General features: G+C 38.2%; 16 protein-coding genes. 10 read left to right on the top strand and 6 right to left on the bottom strand.

The annotated features are described in order from the left end of the window. Positions 1-2: 2 nt before the first annotated feature. The 3 genes from rpsB to dnaE form a co-directional block, all read right to left on the bottom strand. Complete coding sequence (rpsB, locus tag CHB58_RS04170) at positions 3-743, bottom strand: 30S ribosomal protein S2 (RefSeq protein WP_245807335.1); 741 nt, start codon at positions 741-743, stop codon at positions 3-5. A 274-nt stretch (positions 744-1,017) separates the two neighbouring features. Next, positions 1,018-1,953 carry an acetyl-CoA carboxylase carboxyltransferase subunit alpha gene (locus CHB58_RS04165; RefSeq protein ID WP_089322852.1) on the bottom strand — a complete coding sequence of 312 codons (936 nt, stop codon included), beginning with the start codon at positions 1,951-1,953 and terminating at the stop codon, positions 1,018-1,020. Between the two features lie 12 nt (positions 1,954-1,965). Then, positions 1,966-5,406, bottom strand: a complete 3,441-nt coding sequence (dnaE, locus tag CHB58_RS04160; protein WP_089322851.1) for a DNA polymerase III subunit alpha — start codon at positions 5,404-5,406, stop codon at positions 1,966-1,968. A 177-nt stretch (positions 5,407-5,583) separates the two neighbouring features. Here dnaE and pstC point away from each other — a divergent pair, with 177 nt between their 5' ends. The 4 genes from pstC to CHB58_RS04140 all read left to right on the top strand — a co-directional run bounded on the left by pstC (position 5,584) and on the right by CHB58_RS04140 (position 8,589). Then, positions 5,584-6,522: a phosphate ABC transporter permease subunit PstC gene (gene pstC / locus CHB58_RS04155; RefSeq protein WP_089322850.1), complete on the top strand. Its 939-nt coding sequence runs from the start codon at positions 5,584-5,586 to the stop codon at positions 6,520-6,522. Next, a complete protein-coding gene (pstA, locus tag CHB58_RS04150) occupies positions 6,522-7,364 on the top strand; it encodes a phosphate ABC transporter permease PstA (protein ID WP_089322849.1) in 843 nt (280 codons plus the stop codon). Before pstC ends, pstA begins: the two co-directional genes overlap by 1 nt. 18 nt (positions 7,365-7,382) lie before the next feature. After that, positions 7,383-8,162, top strand: coding sequence for a phosphate ABC transporter ATP-binding protein PstB (gene pstB, locus CHB58_RS04145; RefSeq protein ID WP_245807333.1), 780 nt, complete (start codon positions 7,383-7,385; stop codon positions 8,160-8,162). 127 nt (positions 8,163-8,289) lie between these two features. After that, positions 8,290-8,589, top strand: coding sequence for a hypothetical protein (locus CHB58_RS04140; protein ID WP_089322848.1), 300 nt, complete (start codon positions 8,290-8,292; stop codon positions 8,587-8,589). A gap of 2 nt (positions 8,590-8,591) precedes the next feature. Here CHB58_RS04140 and CHB58_RS04135 read toward each other — a convergent pair whose 3' ends face one another. Genes CHB58_RS04135 through CHB58_RS04125 form a run of 3 tightly spaced genes read right to left on the bottom strand, consistent with a single transcriptional unit; the run spans position 8,592 to position 11,652 of the window. Next, on the bottom strand, positions 8,592-10,187 hold the full coding sequence (locus CHB58_RS04135) for a sigma-54 interaction domain-containing protein (protein ID WP_089322847.1): 1,596 nt from the start codon (positions 10,185-10,187) through the stop codon (positions 8,592-8,594). Further along, a complete protein-coding gene (locus tag CHB58_RS04130; RefSeq protein ID WP_089322846.1) occupies positions 10,114-11,316 on the bottom strand; it encodes a homocitrate synthase/isopropylmalate synthase family protein in 1,203 nt (400 codons plus the stop codon). The genes CHB58_RS04135 and CHB58_RS04130 overlap by 74 nt, the downstream gene beginning before the upstream one ends. A gap of 57 nt (positions 11,317-11,373) precedes the next feature. After that, on the bottom strand, positions 11,374-11,652 hold the full coding sequence (locus tag CHB58_RS04125) for a hypothetical protein (protein ID WP_089322845.1): 279 nt from the start codon (positions 11,650-11,652) through the stop codon (positions 11,374-11,376). Positions 11,653-11,894: 242 nt separating this feature from the next. On the opposite strand from CHB58_RS04125, the gene CHB58_RS04120 reads away from it, so the two are divergent. From CHB58_RS04120 to nifD, 6 genes are all read left to right on the top strand, one after another. After that, entirely contained in the window at positions 11,895-13,088 is a 1,194-nt protein-coding gene (locus CHB58_RS04120; RefSeq protein WP_089322844.1) for a radical SAM protein, read from the top strand. After that, positions 13,081-13,824, top strand: a complete 744-nt coding sequence (gene modA, locus CHB58_RS04115; protein ID WP_089322843.1) for a molybdate ABC transporter substrate-binding protein — start codon at positions 13,081-13,083, stop codon at positions 13,822-13,824. The genes CHB58_RS04120 and modA overlap by 8 nt, the downstream gene beginning before the upstream one ends. Further along, positions 13,824-14,495, top strand: a complete 672-nt coding sequence (gene modB, locus CHB58_RS04110) for a molybdate ABC transporter permease subunit (protein WP_089322842.1) — start codon at positions 13,824-13,826, stop codon at positions 14,493-14,495. The genes modA and modB overlap by 1 nt, the downstream gene beginning before the upstream one ends. Continuing rightward, on the top strand, positions 14,492-15,550 hold the full coding sequence (locus CHB58_RS04105) for a sulfate/molybdate ABC transporter ATP-binding protein (RefSeq protein WP_089322841.1): 1,059 nt from the start codon (positions 14,492-14,494) through the stop codon (positions 15,548-15,550). The genes modB and CHB58_RS04105 overlap by 4 nt, the downstream gene beginning before the upstream one ends. A 371-nt stretch (positions 15,551-15,921) precedes the next feature. Next, positions 15,922-16,794, top strand: a complete 873-nt coding sequence (nifH, locus tag CHB58_RS04100) for a nitrogenase iron protein (protein ID WP_089322897.1) — start codon at positions 15,922-15,924, stop codon at positions 16,792-16,794. A gap of 52 nt (positions 16,795-16,846) precedes the next feature. Next, on the top strand, positions 16,847-18,316 hold the full coding sequence (gene nifD / locus CHB58_RS04095; protein WP_089322840.1) for a nitrogenase molybdenum-iron protein alpha chain: 1,470 nt from the start codon (positions 16,847-16,849) through the stop codon (positions 18,314-18,316).

Raw genomic sequence — 18,316 nt, 5'->3', positions numbered from 1 at the left:
TATTATTCCTCCTCTGGAACAAATTCAGCTTCTTCTTCAACAAACTCTTCGCCTTCAGCAAGTTTAATTGCGTCTCTTCTCATTTTTCCTTCAAGAACAGCATCGGCTATTCTTGATGTTAATAACCTTATTGCCCTGATAGCATCATCGTTTGCAGGAATTGGGTAATCTATAAGATCTGGATCAGCGTTTGTGTCAACAAGGGCAACAATTGGAACTCCAGCTTTTCTTGCTTCAGTTACCGCGTTCTCTTCTCTCACAACATCAACGATAAAGAGAGCGTCTGGAATTTTCTTCATATTTTCAATTCCACCGATATACTTTTCAAGCTTCTCTTTTTTTCTTCTCAGTTTCATAGCTTCTTTCTTTGGAAGCTTTTCAAAGATTCCCTCTTCTTCCATCTTCTTAAGCATTTTTAATTTGAAAATGCTTTTCTTTATTGTTTCAAAGTTTGTAATTATTCCACCAAGCCATCTCTTGTTGATGTAATACATTCCACATCTTTCAGCTTCTTCTTTAACAATGTCCTGTCCCTGCTTCTTTGTGCACACGAAAAGAATTGTTCCGCCGTTTGCTATAAGGTCGGCAACAAAATCGTAAGCTTCATCAAAGTATTTGAGTGTTTTTTGAAGGTCAATAATGTGGATTCCGTTTCTCTCTGTGAAGATAAATCTCTTCATTTTGGGGTTCCATCTCTCTTTCTGGTGGCCGAAATGAACCCCTGCTTCAAGAAGTTCCTTCATCGTGATTCTTGAGCCTTTCGGTCTTGGTTTGAATGTTTCTTCCTGCTTTTCAGCTTCTACTGTTTCAACCTCTTTTACTTCAGTTTCTTTCTGTTCTTCTGTCTGCTGTGTGTTTTTAATCTCTTCAGACATCTAATTTCCTCCTTTTTGTGGTTTAGCCTCCCATCCCGTCATCTTCAGAGAGAACCCTTTAAAGGGCACCCCTCTCTGAATCGGGGAAGGTGAGTTGTCGTTGGTAATATATTTGAAATCTGAATAGCCGTCAATAGAAATTTTAGAATGCCCCTATTTTTCTGAATTTCTGATATCTGTCCTCTTTAAGCTCTTGTGGTGACATCTTTAAAAGGTCATTTAGGTGTTTTGATACATATTCTTCAAATTTCTGGAATGTGAATTTGTAGTCTTTATGTGCCCCTTCAAGGGGTTCAGGAATAATATCATCTACTATTCCAAGTTCTTTAAGCTGTGTTGACGTTAATTTTAGGGCTTCTGCTGCTTCTTTTACTTTGTCTTGCGACTGCCAGAGAATAGCTGCACACCCTTCAGGGGAGATTACAGAATAGATGGCGTTTTCAAACATGAGAAGTCTGTTTGCAACGCTTATTGCAAGGGCTCCTCCGCTTCCCCCTTCACCTATAACAACGCTTACAACAGGGACTGTAAGCTTTGCCATTTCAAGAAGATTTCTTGCTATCGCTTCAGATTGTCCGTGTTCTTCTGCTTCTATACCGGGAAAAGCTCCGGGGGTGTCAACAAGGGTTATTATCGGTTTTCGGAATTTCTCTGCAAGCTTCATAACTCTTAACGCTTTTCTGTAATCTTCAGGAGTCGGCATTCCAAAATTCCGTCTGATTTTATCTTTTGTATCCCTGCCCTTTTCCTGTCCTATTACGCATACAGGAATACCTTTAAACTGTGCAAATCCTGCAACTATAGCTTTTCCGTCACCGCAGTGTCTGTCCCCGTGAAGTTCTATAAAGTCTTTGAAAACATTGTTTATGAAGTCTATTGCGTGAGGGCGGTCTGGATGTCTTGCAAGGAGCACTCTGTCCCACGGAGTTAGGTTGGAGTAAAACTCCTCTATTTTTCTTTTGAACTTTTCCTCTATCTCTCTTATCACAGCAGGGTCGTGTTTTCCTTTCTCTTTCAATTCTTCTATTTTCCTTCTCAATCTTTCTACTTTCTTTTCAAATTCTAACAAAACAGCCATTTAAAGCTCCTTTTAAACGATTTTTATCTGTTTTTCTCCTATTAACTTTTTTAAACCTCTAATTGTTGCTGCATCTATAGGAACAGAAAAATCCGGGTGTGTTTGAAGTTGTATTATATAGCCGTTGTTTTTAAGTTCTATAATTACCGGTTTTCCATCTGGTGAGCTGTTTTCAAGGAGAAAACTCTTTAATCTTTCAAGCAACTGATCGTCCAGTTTCCCACCGTCTATTTTCAGTACAATCCTGTTTACGACTTCTGCTATCTTTTTCTCAAATCTTCCTATCTCTTTTGCAATGATGGATACAGTTCCCTCTTCCTTTCTAACAGTTCCCTTTATTATTACCACATTACCTTCGGTCAGGATTTCAGATATTTCTTTATAAACATTTGGAAATACTAATACGTTAAGCACACCTTCAAGGTCTGTAATTTCCACGTTTGCCCACATCTCTCCCCGCTGGGTTCTTCTTGTTTTAACTCCTGTTATGGCACCTGCTATCGTTACTTCCTGCTCATCTTTCCACTCATCTTTATGAGAGGATGTGTCAAATTTAAACGGGACTATAGACAGGTATTCAAGAAGTGGATGTCCCGATAGGTAAAAGCCTATGGCAGACCTTTCATATTCAAGTTTTACCCTTTCTGGCCACTCTTCTGTTTCGTTGTACTCTTTCTGAATAACAGGGGTTTCATCTCCGAAAAGACTCATTAAGCCTTTGCTTTTTGTTTTCTGGATGCTCTGAGCTGCAGCCATAGCTCTATCAAGAGTGTTTAAAAGTGTGGCCCTGTTGTATCCTGTTGAGTCAAATGCTCCGGCTTTTATAAGGGCTTCAAGCACTTTTCTGTTCACCTGTCTCATATCAACTTTTTCGCAAAAGTCGTAGAGGTCTTTAAATTCTCCTTCTTTTTCCCTTGCCTGAACAATTGCTTCAGCTGCTTTTTCTCCCACTCCTTTTATTCCTGCAAGCCCGAATCTTATTTTTCCATTTTCTATTGTGAATTTTGCTGCGCTTTTGTTTATGTCAGGCGGTAGTATCTCTATACCGTTTTCTTTACAGTCTTTTGTAAGTTTAACTATTTCATCTGCGTTGTCATAATCAATGGACATCATTGTTGCAAGAAGTTCTTGAGGGAAGTGAGCTTTCAGATAAGCTGTTATATATGCAAGGTAACCATAAGCTGCTGAGTGGGATTTGTTAAAACCGTATTCTGCAAATTTTGCAATATCATCAAAAAGCTTTTCCACTTTATCTTTTGGATAGCCTCTTTCAACAGCTCTTTTAACAAAGATTTCTCGCTGTTGTTCCATTATCTCTTTTTTCTTTTTACCCATGGCACGGCGTAAAAGGTCCGCTTCCCCGAGGGAGTAACCGGCAAGGACGTTTGCTATCTGCATAATCTGTTCCTGGTAGATAAATAATCCGTAGGTTTCTTTAAGATACGGTTCAAGTTCAGGGAATATGTAGTCAACAGGCTCTTCTCCGTGTTTTCTTTTTATGTAACTTTCTGCCATACCTGAGTTTAAAGGTCCAGGTCTATAGAGAGCAACAAGGGCAACGATGTCTTCTATGGATTCAGGTTTTAATCTTTTCATTAAATTTCTCATTCCGGGAGATTCAAGCTGGAACACACCTACGGTGTTTCCTTCCTGAAGAAGTTGATATGTCTTCTCATCGTTAAGGGGAAGTTTTTTCAGATCTATTTTTATCCCTCTTGTTTTTTCTACAAGCTTAACTGTTTTATCTATTATGGTGAGTGTTTTTAACCCTAAAAAGTCCATTTTTAGAAGGCCGAGACTTTCAACCTGTCCCATCTCATACTGTGTGGTTATGTCACCTTCTTTACTTCTTGCAAGGGGAATAAAGTTTGTTAGTGTTTCCGGGGTGATAACGACACCTGCTGCGTGAACACCAGTTTGTCTTGTAAGTCCCTGAAGTTTTGATGCTATTTTTACCATTTTCTGGTAGAGTTCCTCTTTTTCAACAAGCTCTTTAAGTTCCGGGGCTTTTTCAAGCGCATCTTCTATCGTTTTTGCGTCGTTTGGTATCAGTTTTGCTATCCTGTCAACTTCACCGTAAGGAATATCAAGAACTCTTCCAACATCTCTTACTACACCTTTTGGTTTCAATGTTCCAAACGTTATTATCTGGCATACTTTATCATTTCCATACTTTTCTCTTACATATTGGATGACCCGGTCTCTTCCATCCTGACAGATATCAACATCGATGTCCGGCATTGTTACCCTTTCAGGATTCAGAAATCGTTCAAAGAGAAGATTAAATCTGATAGGGTCAATATCTGTTATTCCTATTGCATAGGCTACAAGAGAACCGGCGGCTGAACCCCTTCCGGGTCCGACAGGAATACCGTTTTTCTTTGCCCAGTTGATAAAGTCCCATACAATAAGGAAATATCCCGGAAAGCCCATATCGTTTATAATTTTTAACTCATGATAAAGCCTTTCTTTGTATTTTCTTTTTGTTTCGCCATCTTTTATGCCAAGTTCTTCAAATCTTTTTTCAAGTCCCTTTTCGGCAAGTTCTTTAAGGTATGTTTCGTAGGTATATCCTTCTGGAATCTGATATTCTGGAAGGTGATATTCTGAGTTTCCAAGGTTTATGTCAATTTTCTCTGCTACTTTGAGAGTGTTTAAAATTGCTTCAGGGACTTCTTTAAAAATTCTGAGCATCTCTTCGCCGTTTTTAAAGTAAAACTCTTTTGTGGGAAATCGCATTCGCTTTTCATCTTTTAGCTTTTTTCCTGTCTGGATGCAGAGGAGAATGTCATGGGCTTCCCAGTCTTCTTTGTTGAGATAGTGAGCGTCATTTGTGGCTACAAGGTCTATATCAAGTTTTCTTGCTATCTCTATAACTCCTTTATTGGCTATTTTCTGTTCTCTCATTCCGTGGTCTTGGATCTCAAGATAAAAGTCTTCTCCAAAAAGTTCCTTATACCACTTTGCAGCTTTTTCAGCTTCTTCTTTTTTTCCCTGCAGGTAAAGGAGAGGGATTTCACCCTGAATACATGCTGAGAGAGCTATTAATCCTTCGCTGTGCTTTTCAAGAACCTCCTTGTCTATTCTTGGTTTGTAGTAGAAGCCGTCAATAAATGCTATTGAACTTAATTTCATTAAGTTTTTAAGGCCTTTTTCATTTTTTGCAAGAAGGACGAGGTGGTAGCTTCCCTTTTCTCCTGCTTCCTTTCTGTCAAAACGGGAGCCTTTAGCTATATAAAACTCTTGGCCTATGATAGGTTTTATTTCATATTTTTTGCATGTATTGTAAAGTTCAAGGGATCCGAACATATTTCCGTGGTCTGTGACTGCAACAGCTGGCATTCCCAGCTCTTTTGTTTTTTTAGCCATCTCTTCTATTTTTATTGCACCGTCTAATATTGAGTATTGTGAGTGAAGATGTAAGTGAACAAAATCTCCTTTACCTATCTTCATGCTGTTTTCTCTCCCTAACTTATGCTTGTGATTAAAATTATAGCTTCTTGTGGTTGTGTGAAGGAAACGGTATGTTTTCTTAACAAAATTTCCATAGAATTTAGAAATACAAGTTGGTATACTAAAAAGTGTTAATTGTTAAGGATATTCGGAAAATTCGCAGTTTAGAGAGGAGTTATGGAAGGAAAGAATAGGATTTACATGGGAGATCTCATCTTTAAATATCTGGCGCTTGCTTCAACTTTAATCGTTGTTGTTTCTCTTTTTGCTATAGGATTTGCCCTTTATAAGGAAGCAGCACCTGCTATTCATAAGTTCGGCTTTTTTAATTTTATAATGTCAAAAGAGTGGAATCCTCCCCTTGAGGAGTTCGGGGGATTGCCGGCGATATATGGTACTATTGTAAGTACCATTATTTCCATTGTTTTGTCCGTTCCTGTTGCGATAGGAATTGCTATTTTTCTTACGGAGATTTCTCCAAACAGTTTGAGGACTCCTATTGGAACAGCGATAGAACTTCTTGCAGCTATTCCAAGTATTATTTACGGTATGTGGGGTCTTTTCTATTTTGCTCCTATAGTTAGAGACTATGTTCAGCCATTTCTCCATGCAACAGTTGCAAAGATCCCTGTGATAGGGGAACTGTTTGCAGGATTTACTCCGGGGATAGGCCTTTTTACAGCATCCCTTGTTCTTGCTGTTATGATTCTTCCTTTCACTGCTGCTATTTCAAGAGATTCTTTTAATATGGTTCCGCCTATACTTAAAGAGTCTGCTTATGCCCTTGGTGCAACAAGGTGGGATGTTATGAAGGATGTTGTTATTCCTTACGCAAAACTTGGAGTGATAGGTGGAATTATCCTTTCCCTCGGAAGAGCTATGGGAGAAACGATGGCTGTTACGTTTGTGATGGGTAATAATCCTGTGATACCCCGCTCAATTCTTGAACCTGCAACATCAATTACTGTTACTCTTGCAAATGAGTTTGCCGAGGCAGATACTAAAATTTACCTTTCAAGTTTATTTCTTCTTGCCCTTATTCTTTTCATAATGAGCTTTATTATTATTGCCATCGGGAAATTTGTGTTTCTTAAAAAAGTTGAGAGGGGTAGATAGTGGACGCTTTTGAAAGAAGGAAGCTTGTAAATAATATAATAATGGTTCTTTCTACTCTGGCAGCTCTTTTTGGTATCCTGTGGCTTATATGGATACTTGGTACCTTGCTTTATAAAGGTGCTTCTTCTCTTTCCTGGGAAGCTATAGTTGGACCACCTCCTTCACCAAGCGATAATACAGGTGGTTTAAGACATGCAATTATCGGACAAATTCTTATTGTTTCCGTTGCTGTGGTTATAGGAGTTCCTATAGGAATTCTTGCTGGAACCTTTCTTGCAGAATACGGTAAAGGGACAAAGCTTGCAAATATGGCAAGGGATATTTCAGATATTCTTATGAGTGTGCCTTCTATTGTTATAGGTACTTTTGTTTATGCTATCATGGTTGAACCTCTTGGACATTTTATGGGAATTTCAGGTTCTGTTGCTCTTGCCATTATGATGTTGCCAATTATAGTTAGAACAACAGATGACATGCTCAACATGGTTCCGAAAGAGCTGAGAGAAGCTGCGTATGCTCTTGGTGCTACAAAATCAAAAGTTATAACCTCTGTTGTTTTTAAAAGTGCAATGACAGGAATCGTTACGGGAGTGATTCTTGCAGTTGCAAGGATTGGCGGTGAAACAGCTCCGCTTCTTTTCACATCCTTTAATAATAACTTTCTAACTTTTGATATGACACAGCCGATGGCTTCTTTAACAGTTACAATGTACGATTATGCAATGAGTCCCTATGATTACTGGCAGAAGCTTGCCTGGGCGGCTGCTATTCTTTTAACAGCCGGAGTTTTATCCTTAAATCTTCTTGGAAGGGCTTTTGCTAAGTGGAAGTTTAAGAAATAAAAGAATGTGGAGGATACCTTGAGTTACGTTGTTGAAATATCAGAACCGGCGAAATTGCAGGTTAAAAATCTTAATTTTTACTACGGAGATCATAAAGCTCTTAAAAATATTACGTTTGATGTGCCAGAGCTCAAAGTAACCGCGCTTATAGGACCTTCCGGATGTGGGAAAACCACACTTTTAAGGTGTTTCAATCGTATGCATGATCTTTATCCAGGTAATAGGTATGAAGGAGAAATACTTTTTGAGGGAAAAAATATTCTTGATAAGGATGTTGATTTGATAAAGCTCAGAAGCCGTATAGGTATGGTTTTCCAGAAACCAACAGCTTTCCCTATGAGTATTTTTGATAATGTTGCTTACGGATTGAGACTTAAGGGAATAAAGAATAGGACAGAACTTGCTGATAGGGTAGAAAAAGCTTTAAAAGATGCTGCTTTATGGGATGAAGTAAAAGATAGGTTAAATCAGCCGGCTTCTGGATTATCCGGTGGACAGCAACAGAGACTCTGTATTGCAAGAGCCATAGCTGTAGAACCTGAAGTGCTCCTTTTTGATGAACCAACGTCAGCTCTTGACCCAATTTCAACCATGAAGATAGAGGAGCTTATAGCAGATCTTAGAGGGAAGCTTACGATAATTATAGTTACCCATAATATGCAGCAGGCGGCAAGGGTTTCTGATTATACTGCGTTTATGTATGTTGGTGAACTTATAGAGTTCAATAAAACAGACCAGCTGTTTGTTAAACCTCATGAGAAGCTTACTGAAGAGTATATTACAGGAAGGTTTGGTTAGAGTTTTTATGTGAATATACACTATGTAAGCCGGGAAAAGTCCCGGCTTTTTTTATATCAGATAGCTTGCGAGTTTATAAAACAATAAATAAATTCAACAAAAATATATTTAACTACTGGAGGCTCTTATGAGGGCTGAAAAGTTTTTCTACATTCTTCACATTTTAACGGCAGTTCTTATTCCTTTCTTTGTTGTTTCTCATCTTTTTGTAATGCATACTCCGTTTGTTTTTGTTTATGAGATTTATCCCTCTTCTCCTGTAGCAGCCTGCATTTTTGTTTCTTCAATGGTTTATCACGGACTTTACGGAATAAGAAGTTGGATTGTTGAAAAATTGGGATATGTAAGGAAAGTTGATGCCGGATTTCTTGTTGCAGGAATACTGCTTATGGTTTTGCTTAACGGTTCAATACTTGGTTACTGGTAGGGTTAAATTTTTGGAATTTTGATATTGTATTTTTTTATTCTGTAGTTTATCTGGCGTGGAGTCATACCAAGTAATCTTGCAGCTTTTGCCTGGCAGAATCCGGTTTTTCTGAGAGCATCTTCTATTAAACGTTTTTCCTCTTCCGGGGACGGTTTTTCAAAAGGTTTTCTTTTCTGAATTAAAACAGCGGATTCAACTTCTCTTCCTGTTTCTGTTTTTCTGCTTCCAAATGGAATAATAGATGATAGAGGACAGGGTTTTCCTTCATAACATGGAAAGTTTTCAGGTTTAAGTGTGTTTGAGTCTGAAAATATTACAGCTCTTTCAAGGCAGTTTTCAAGCTGTCTAACATTTCCGGGCCAGTCGCATTTCATAAGGAGAGAGAAGGTTTCAGGAGCAATGGAAAATTTCCTCTTATGTCTTTCTGAAAGTTTCTGAAGTATAAACTCTGTAAGTGCCGGTATATCATCTTTCCTGTCTCTCAGAGGCGGAATATATATGGAAACTACAGAAAGTCTGTAGTATAAGTCTTCTCTGAATTTTCCTTCAGAGACCATTTTTTCAAGATTCCTGTTTGTTGCAGCTATTATTCTGACATCAACTTTAATCGGTTTATTGCCGCCAAGACGGGTGATTTCTTTTTCCTGAAGAACCCTTAAAAGTTTTGCCTGAAGTTCAAAAGGCATATCTCCTATCTCATCAAGGAAGATTGTTCCTCCGTTTGCAAGTTCAAATTTTCCTTTTTTAAGAGATGATGCACCTGTGAAAGCTCCCTTTTCATATCCGAAAAGTTCAGCTTCTATGAGAGATTCAGGAAGAGCGGCACAGTTTATTGCTATGAAAGGTTTATTTTTCCTTCTGCTGTTAAAGTGGATTGCTTTTGCAAGAACCTCTTTCCCCGTTCCGCTTTCCCCTCTTAAAAGGACAGTTACGTCGGTCTGGGCAATTTTCTTTACATCTTTTAAAATTTTCTGCATCTGTTTATTTACTGCCACCACATTGTCTATCTGGTAGTTTGTTTCAAGTTCGGCTTTCAATCTTATGTTTTCCGTTTTAAGAAGTTCATTTTCCGCTTTTAGTTTTCCATATTTGTTAACCGCCGCTCCTATTATGTCGGAAACCATCTTCATCAGGGTGGTCAGTTCGTTTATTGTGAGTGGAATGTTCTCTTTTTTAAATTCAACACCTATAATTCCAACAATTTTTTTTCTGTGTTTAACAGGGATACAGATAAAAGATAATCCTTTGTCCTCTTCTTTTATTCCGCCTCTTAATTTTCTTAAAAATTCCGGCTCGGTTGATATGTCAGGAATGAAAGATGGTAATCCTGTTCTAAACGTTTTGCCTATTATTCCTTCACCTATGGAGTATGAGAGGCGGGAGAGCTCTTTATCTGATATGTTGAATCCGTAACGGCCTGTCAGGACATTGCTTATAGGGTCCTTTATTAGAAGGTAAATTCTTTCACAGTTTATTTCCGCTCCGAGTCTGAAAGTAATAGTTTTTAAAGCTTTATCTGTATTTTCATATCCATTTATCATTTTGGCAGTGTTGTAGATAAGGTTCATTATTAAATTTAGCCGTTCCTCTTTTTTCATTTTTAAACCTGCCCTGATTTTTTTGTTTTAATATAAAGCTTTTTAATTCATCTATTGTAAAGCTTTTTCCCGTTTCAAAGAGAAGTTCGTGCAGTTTCTCAATTTCATCTACCGTTAAATCTATGCCTGTTTTTTTTACAAGTTTCTCCAGCGTTTTTATTCCTGAGTAATATCCTATATAAAATCTATTTTCTCTGCCAATAACTTCAGGGTTAATATATACGTAATTTCCGCTTTTTTTTAAAATACCGTCTATATGGATTCCCGATTTATGGGTAAAAACATTTTTTCCAACAATCGGTTTATCTTCCGGAATGGATTTTCCTGTAAACACAGAAACGGTTGAAGAAAGTCTCTTTAGCATCTTGAGATTTATCCCTGTATTCTTTTTAAGGAGTAAGTGAAGGATGGCTACAACCTCTTCAAATGGAGCATTTCCCGCTCTCTCACCTATTCCGTTTATTGTAACACTTACCGCTTCAGCACCCGCTTCAATACCTGCTATTGCATTGGCTGTTGCAAGTCCAAAGTCGTTGTGTGTATGAACTTCAACAGGCAAAAGGGTATATACCTTTACCCTTTCTATAAGTTGCTTAAAAGAGGAAGGATGGGAACATCCTGTTGTGTCTGCTATCCTTATTCTGTCAGCTCCTTCTGATTGGGCTGTTTTAATAAACTCTGTTAGAAACAGAATATCCGCCCGTGTTGCATCTTCACATCCGATTGAGACAAACAGATTGTGTTTTTTCGCAAAACCGATACATCTTTTAAGATTGTTAACAATCCATTTTCTGTTTTTATTAAGTTTTCCTTCAATCATTATGTCAGATACAGGAAAAGAGATGTTAACCGCGGTGGTTCCACAGTCAATGGAATGTTTTATATCTTCTATTTTTCCTCTGTTCCACGTTAAAACAGTGAAGTTTTCGTCCTGCAGTGTTTCAACAAGCTCTTTAAGATATTCTCTTTCCTCTTTTCCGGCTGCCGGAATACCAGCTTCTATCTCTGTTGTTCCTGCAAGTTTAAGGAGTTTTGCTATCTCAATACGTTGTTTAAATGAGAGATATATTCCGGGAGCCTGTAATCCGTCCCTTAAAGTGGTGTCAATAATTTTTATTTTTCCTGTCATGGTTTCTCTCCACAGATGACAAAAAGAATTACAACCTGTAGTTTTTTATACATATTGTCAGTCCTTCTTGAAGATTGTGAACGATTCTGTTTTAGGTTCTATCAGAATATAAACCTTATCTCCTTTTTTAAGTCCCATTCTTTCAACTACTTTGTTTGATACCATTCCAGAAAAGAGAAGTTCCTTTCCTCGCTTTTTCATTTTTACGAGTATAGAGGAGTTGAAATGTCCTTTGTCAACCTCTAAAACGATTCCCGGGAAAAGGTGTTTTTTAATTTTTTCAAAAGTTTCAGGTTCCCAGCCGTATTTTGATACATCTTTTACCAGAACACTCATCGTTTTTGCCCTCCATTTAAAGTTTTCTAATAGAAGAAAAAAGCAAAAAGTGTGCCAGATGAAGAAGGGGATATTTCGGTTTTACCAAGGTTTAAATTGTTTCAATTTGTCATCTGTATTACAGTTTGTAATAAAAACAACAGATTCTGCGTCTGTTTTTAAGGGGATTCCTGGATTTTTCTAATGGCACGGTTATTGCTCTCACATGATTTAACTGGTGATTTTAGAGAAGGAGGACTGTTATGAAACATCCATGTTTTAGTAAATCTCACGAATCAGGGCGTATCCATCTTCCCGTTGCTAAGGAGTGTAATCTTGGTTGTAATTTCTGTAATAGAAAGTATGACTGCTTAAATGAGTCAAGGCCCGGGGTTACAAGCAGACTTCTTACTCCTAAAGAGGCTCTTTTAAGGTTTGCTTTTTACAGAGAGATTTTGGGGAATATATCTGTGGCGGGGATTGCCGGTCCTGGAGAGCCACTTGCAAATCAGAAAGAGACAAGAGCCACTTTTACGCTTATAAAACAGGTTTATCCTGATGTTAATCTGTGTCTCAGCACAAACGGGATAAATCTTTTAGAGAGTGTTAAGTGGCTTTCATCTGTTGGTGTTGGTTTTGTGACCGTTACCATAAATGGTATTTCTGAAGATATAGTTGAGAAAGTTTACTCTTTTGTGGTCAAGGATGGGAAGGTTTATAAAGGTGGAGAGATGGCAAAAGTTATTATTAAGTCGCAGATGGATGGTCTTAAAGCGCTGCTGACTTATGGTTTTAATGTTAAAGTGAATATCGTTCTTATTCCCGGGATTAATGATTTTCATATATGTGAAATGCTGGAAGAGCTTAAAAAGCTGGGTGTTTCTTATGTGAATATTATTCCTCTGATACCGGTTAAAGGAACGGTTTTCTGGGAAAGGGGAGTAAGAAAACCTCCGTTAAAGAGGCAGCTTTTAAAGGTAAGGGAAAGAGCTAAAGAGATAGGTCTTAAGATTATGACACACTGTAAAAGTTGCAGGGCGGATGCTGTTGGAGTGCCTGGAAAGGAGCATGAGTTTAAGGGAAGATTCATTGCTGTAACCTCTTCAGATGGGGTAACTGTTGATTCCCATTTTGGTTCTTTTAAAAAAGTTTTTCTTTTTGATAGTTTGACCGGGAAGTTTTGCGGTGTTAGGGAGGTTAATGGTACTTATAATCAGCTTTTTCTAAATGATTTCGGTGTTATAACAGATGTTTTCAGAGTTTTTAAAAATTGTGGGGTGGTTATAACAAAAAGAGTAGGGAAATTTCCAGAAACTCTTTTAAAAGAATGTGGAATATCTGTTGTTCAAACGGAAGGGAGTGTTAGAGAAGCTGTTATGGAGGAGGTTTTAAAGAGAAATTACTTTTCCAGATTTACAGGATTGAAATTTTCCTGGGAGGTGTGCAGAGATGTTTAAAATAGTTTTTAGAATGTTTTTCCCTTTTTTAATCGTGCTACTTTGTCTTAAAGGGGCTTTCGCTTCTGAAATAGTTGTTTCTGCCGCAGCAAGCACACAGCAGCTTGTTAATGAGATATCCCTTCTGTTTGAGCGAAAGACCGGAGTAAAAGTAGTGAAAAACTTTACTTCTTCTGGAAAACTTGCACAGCAGATAGCTGCCGGAGCTCCTGTTGATGTTTATATATCCGCTTCTTCTAAATGGATAAAGTTTCTTAACAGTAAGAATCTTTTAAAAGATGTTAAGGTGTTTGCTTCAAATGAGCTTGTTGTTATAACACCACTTGATAGCTCTCTTTTTTCTTTTAAAAATTTGAAAAAAGCGAAAGCAATTGCTATAGCGGATTACAGGTTTGCCCCCTGCGGAAGGTATGCAAAGGAGGCTCTTGAAAATCTTGGTTTGTGGAGGGATTTGAAAGATAAGTTGATTCTCGGGAAAGATGTAAATCAAGTTATTTTTTGGGTTATGACGGGAAATGCTGATGCCGGGATTGTTTACCGCACCGATTATATGAGAGCGAAAAATAAGGTTAGAAAAATTTATACTTTCCCCGAAAACTCTCATAAACCGATAGCTTACTTTATTGCAGTTGTTTCAGGTGCAGAGCATCCTTTTAAAGCTGAAAAGTTTTTCTCTTTTTTCTTGAAACAGAAAAGTATTCTGCGCAAGTATGGGTTTAAACCTGTGGAGGAGTGATGGTTCTTGATCAAGAAGCCCTTTTTTCCATAAAGCTTTCTCTTCAGGTGGCTTTCGTTTCAACAATTTTTGTTTTTATTTTAGGTTTACCGCTGGCGTATCTATTTTCCTTAAAAAATTTTGCAGGTAAAACATTTTTAGACTCTGTTGTGATGCTTCCGGTTGTTTTTCCTCCTACAGTTACAGGATATATTCTGCTTCTTATTTTCGGAAGAAACGCTTTTTTAGGTAGTGTTTTAGAGAAAGTTTTTAATCTTTCATTTATTTTTAACTGGAAAGGTGCAGTTCTTGCTTCTTTTGTTGCCTCCTTCCCCCTTTTTTTTAAAAGTGCGAAGGCAGCTTTTGACGCTGTTGATAGAACTTTTATAAAAGCTTCCTACATTTTTGGCAAGGGGCGAATTGAAACGTTTTTTAAGGTTGTTCTTCCTCTTTCAAAAAGAGGAATTTTTTCAGGTTTAATTCTTGCTTTTGCAAGGGCTATGGGAGAGTTTGGTGCAACTCTTATGATAGCAGGTAATATTCCCTTTAAAACAAATACTATTCCTCTTGAGATATATACGGCGGTCTCTTCTGCTGAGTTTAGAAAGGCCAATTTTTTAACAGTTGTGACAGCTGTAATTTCAATTTCAGTCATTTTCCTTGTTAACAGAATTTCGGAGAAGGGGAAGTGAATTTTATATCCGTTAAAAAGGAGCTGGAAGATTTTTCACTAGATGTTTCTTTTGAGCTTTCTGATGGTATAACAGCGATTTTTGCTCCTTCCGGTTCTGGAAAAAGTTTGACTTTAAGCATTATTGCAGGTCTTTTAACTCCGGATGAAGGGCAGATTGTCGTAAACGATAAAGTGTTTTTTGATTCTGAAACAGGGATTAATCTCTCTCCCCAGAAAAGAAAGGTAGGTTATCTGTTCCAGAATTATGCACTCTTTCCCCATCTTACTGTTTATGAGAATGTAGCTTTTCCGCTGCGTAACAGGGACAGGAGAAAAGTTGAGAAACTTATAAAGCTTTTTCACCTTGATGGTCTTGAAGATAGGAAACCGGATACTCTTTCAGGTGGTCAGAAACAGAGAGTTGCTCTTGCGCGGGCGCTTGTTTATGAACCTGAAATTCTGCTTCTTGATGAGCCTTTTTCAGCCCTTGATAGAAATCTTAAAGAGGCTCTCTATGAGGAGATTTTAAAGGTAAAAGAGATTTTTTCAATTCCCATTGTTCTTGTTTCCCATGATATTGATGAGGTTTTAGCACTTTCCGACCGTATAATTGTTTATCAAAATGGGAAAGTTTTACAAAAAGGACCAGTTCATAGTGTTCTGAAATTGCCGATTTCTAAGGAAGTAGCCTCTATTTTGGGAATCAAGAATATTTTTAAGGCAAAGATTATTAAAAGTTCCGATGGCAAGGCAGTTTTGGAGTTAAAAGATATAAGAATTGGTCTTGATAAACCGATATTTACCGAGGAGATTGAGATTGCCATACCGTCTTATGCTTTTTGTCCTGGAAGAATGTGTGAAGGGAATACTTTTGAGGCTTTTATAAAAAGAGTGATTGTTAAGGGGGTAAGTGTTGATTGTCTTATTGAAACGCCTGGAGGGGTTATTTTTAATGCTACATTTTCAAGAAGGGCATTTGAGAGAAATGCTTTCAAGGTGGGAGGGAAGTATAGGTTTGGCGTAATTACTAAGGAGATAATTTTTTTCACGCAAGGGAATAACGGTTTTGCATAAAAATTTCCTGAAATGTTTTTAAAGTCAATTTCTCATTTTGGAAAACCTTTAAAAAACCTGCTGATATAAAAGTTTTTTAACAGTTAGATACTGTTTCCAAAAACTTGAAATTATCTGGACTCTGCTTGTTCTGATTTTCTAAACTATGGGGAACTTTCAATTTATTGTGAAGTCAACTTTGTCTTCTGTTGCGGATATTACAGAGTTTCTTTCAAATTGTAAGAAATGTTACAAAATTTTGTCTTTTGTTAGACAAAACTTTTAATTTCCTTTGATTTTCAATCCTTCCAGATTTGGCATCCTGTTTGCTACTTAGAAAAACAGGAAAACAAATTTGAGGAGGTAAAAAAATGCCAACAAAACTTGAGAGGATGAGACAGTGTGCTACATACGGTAAGGGTGGTATTGGAAAGTCAACAACAACTCAAAATACTGTTGCAGCTCTTGGAGAGATGGGCTACCACTGTATGATAGTTGGTTGTGACCCTAAAGCCGATTCAACCCGTCTAATACTTCATGCAAAAGCTCAGGCTACAGTTATGGATCTTGCAAGGGAAGCGGGTTCTGTTGAAGACCTTGAACTTGAAGATGTGCTTCTTACAGGGGTTTTTGGGATTAAGTGTGTTGAGTCAGGTGGTCCAGAACCTGGAGTTGGTTGTGCCGGGAGGGGCGTTATTACAGCCATAAACTTCCTTGAAGAGGAAGGTGCTTATACAGAAGACCTTGATTTTGTTTTCTATGACGTTCTTGGTGATGTTGTGTGTGGTGGTTTTGCCATGCCTATCAGGGAAGGTAAAGCAGAAGAGATATACATTGTTACTTCCGGTGAGATGATGGCGATGTATGCGGCTAATAACATTTCCAAAGGTATTTTGAAATACGCCAGAACAGGTGGAGTTAGACTTGGCGGTCTTATCTGCAATTCAAGAAAGGTTGATAGAGAAGACGAGCTTATCTCTGCCCTTGCTGAAAAGCTTGGTACACAGATGATTCACTTTCTCCCAAGGGATAACATCGTTCAGCACGCAGAACTAAGAAGGATGACAGTAATTGAATATGCTCCAGATTCAAAGCAGGCCGATGAATACAGAACTCTTGCCAGGAAAATAGTTGAAAATGAAAAGCTTGTTATTCCAACGCCTTTAACTGTTGATGAGCTTGAAGAGCTTCTTATTGAGTACGGAATTATGGAAGCTGATGTTGAAGGAGCAGCCGAGCCGACAGATCCAAAACTTAAACAGTAAGCAGGGAGTAGCCCTTGGGCTACCCCCCTTGATAAAGATGAGGAGGTAAATGATGGAGAAGAGGCAGGTTCTTGACCCTACCTTTGCCGCAAAGCTTATTGAAGATACTTTAAGTGCATATCCAGAAAAAGCACGAAAAGAAAGAGCAAAGCACTTAGCTGTTAACGACCCGTCAGGTAAGAATAAAGTTATATCAAATGTAAAGTGCCGTCCAGGTGTTATCTCTTCAAGAGGATGTACTTACGCAGGTTGTAAGGGTGTTCTTGTAGGTCAGATTAAAGGGATGATACCTATTTCTCACGGACCTGTTGGATGCGGTCACTACTCCTGGTCAACCAGAAGGAACTACGCTACAGGGAAAAGAGGACTTAATAACTTTGTAACGTTTCATTTCACAACATTCTATCAGGAGAGGGATGTTGTTTACGGCGGGGATAAAAAACTTGATAAAGCTCTTGATGAGCTTTTTGAGATGTTTCCTCTTGCTCAGGGAGCAAGTGTTCTTTCAGAATGTCCTGTAGGTCTTATCGGTGATGATATAGGAAGTGTTGCAAGGAAAAAAGAGAAAGAGACCGGGAAGTGGATAGTTCCTTATAACTGTGAAGGATTCAGAGGAGTATCTCAGTCTCTCGGTCACCATATAGCAAACGATATGTGGAGGGACTGGATAGTTGAAAGATATGAACCAAAAGATTTAGACCCTGACTGGGAGCCGGGTCCTTACGATGTTGTCTATATAGGTGATTACAACATCGGTGGTGATGGCTGGGAGGTTTTAAAGATATTTAAGGCTATAGGACTCAGGGTCGTTGCCCGTTTTCCTACCGATCCAAATGTTTGGGATTGGCCTAAGGCAAAGTATGCCAAGTTGACTATTGTTCACTGTGCAAGGTCAACCCAGTATTTTGCAAAAAGTATGGAGAAGAAGTACGGAATACCCTATTACGAATCAAACTTTATAGGAGCGACAGATACTTTTGAGAGTTTAAGAGATATAGCAAATTTCTTTGATGACAAAATTAAGGAGAATGTTGAAAAGTTTATAGAAAAATGGACTCCGTTTGTTGAAAAGGTTAAAGCAGAGTATAGACCGCGTCTTGAAGGAAAAAAAGTGATGCTTTATGTGGGAGGGCTTCGTCCAAGGCACGTTGCCGAAGCTCTTGAAAAAGACCTTGGTATGGTTGTTATCGGAACAGGTTATGAGTTTGCTCACGATGATGATTATGAGAAAACCTATCCGAAACTTGGAGAGGGTGCTCTTATCTATGATGATGTGACCCAATATGAGCTTGATAGATTTGTTGAGGCTTTAAAACCTGACCTTATCGGTTCTGGTGTAAAAGAAAAGTATGTGTTCCAGAAGATGGGGATTCCGTTCCGTCAGATGCACTCTTGGGATTACTCGGGACCTTACCACGGAATTCTTGGATTTTTAAGGCTTGCGAGGGATATGGATATGGCTGTTAACGGTGCTCCCTGGAAGTATGTGAAAGCACCATGGAAGAAAGAGATGGAGGTGTAG

The organism is Desulfurobacterium atlanticum (assembly GCF_900188395.1).
In the GTDB taxonomy this organism is placed as follows: Bacteria; Aquificota; Aquificia; order Desulfurobacteriales; family Desulfurobacteriaceae; genus Desulfurobacterium_A; species Desulfurobacterium_A atlanticum.
Note: the sequence above shows the minus strand (reverse complement) of the source record. Positions and strands in the feature narration are given on the sequence as shown.

Excerpts from the sequence above, each read along its gene's own strand:
- rpsB (WP_245807335.1), bottom strand. The coding sequence starts at position 743 with ATGAAGGAACTTCTTGAAGCAGGGGTTCATTTCGGCCACCAGAAAGAG.
- CHB58_RS04165 (WP_089322852.1), bottom strand. The coding sequence starts at position 1,953 with ATGGCTGTTTTGTTAGAATTTGAAAAGAAAGTAGAAAGATTGAGAAGG.
- dnaE (WP_089322851.1), bottom strand. The coding sequence starts at position 5,406 with ATGAAGATAGGTAAAGGAGATTTTGTTCACTTACATCTTCACTCACAA.
- pstC (WP_089322850.1), top strand. The coding sequence starts at position 5,584 with ATGGAAGGAAAGAATAGGATTTACATGGGAGATCTCATCTTTAAATAT.
- CHB58_RS04140 (WP_089322848.1), top strand. The coding sequence starts at position 8,290 with ATGAGGGCTGAAAAGTTTTTCTACATTCTTCACATTTTAACGGCAGTT.
- CHB58_RS04135 (WP_089322847.1), bottom strand. The coding sequence starts at position 10,187 with ATGAAAAAAGAGGAACGGCTAAATTTAATAATGAACCTTATCTACAAC.
- CHB58_RS04130 (WP_089322846.1), bottom strand. The coding sequence starts at position 11,316 with ATGACAGGAAAAATAAAAATTATTGACACCACTTTAAGGGACGGATTA.
- CHB58_RS04125 (WP_089322845.1), bottom strand. The coding sequence starts at position 11,652 with ATGAGTGTTCTGGTAAAAGATGTATCAAAATACGGCTGGGAACCTGAA.
- CHB58_RS04120 (WP_089322844.1), top strand. The coding sequence starts at position 11,895 with ATGAAACATCCATGTTTTAGTAAATCTCACGAATCAGGGCGTATCCAT.
- modA (WP_089322843.1), top strand. The coding sequence starts at position 13,081 with ATGTTTAAAATAGTTTTTAGAATGTTTTTCCCTTTTTTAATCGTGCTA.
- modB (WP_089322842.1), top strand. The coding sequence starts at position 13,824 with ATGGTTCTTGATCAAGAAGCCCTTTTTTCCATAAAGCTTTCTCTTCAG.
- nifH (WP_089322897.1), top strand. The coding sequence starts at position 15,922 with ATGAGACAGTGTGCTACATACGGTAAGGGTGGTATTGGAAAGTCAACA.
- nifD (WP_089322840.1), top strand. The coding sequence starts at position 16,847 with ATGGAGAAGAGGCAGGTTCTTGACCCTACCTTTGCCGCAAAGCTTATT.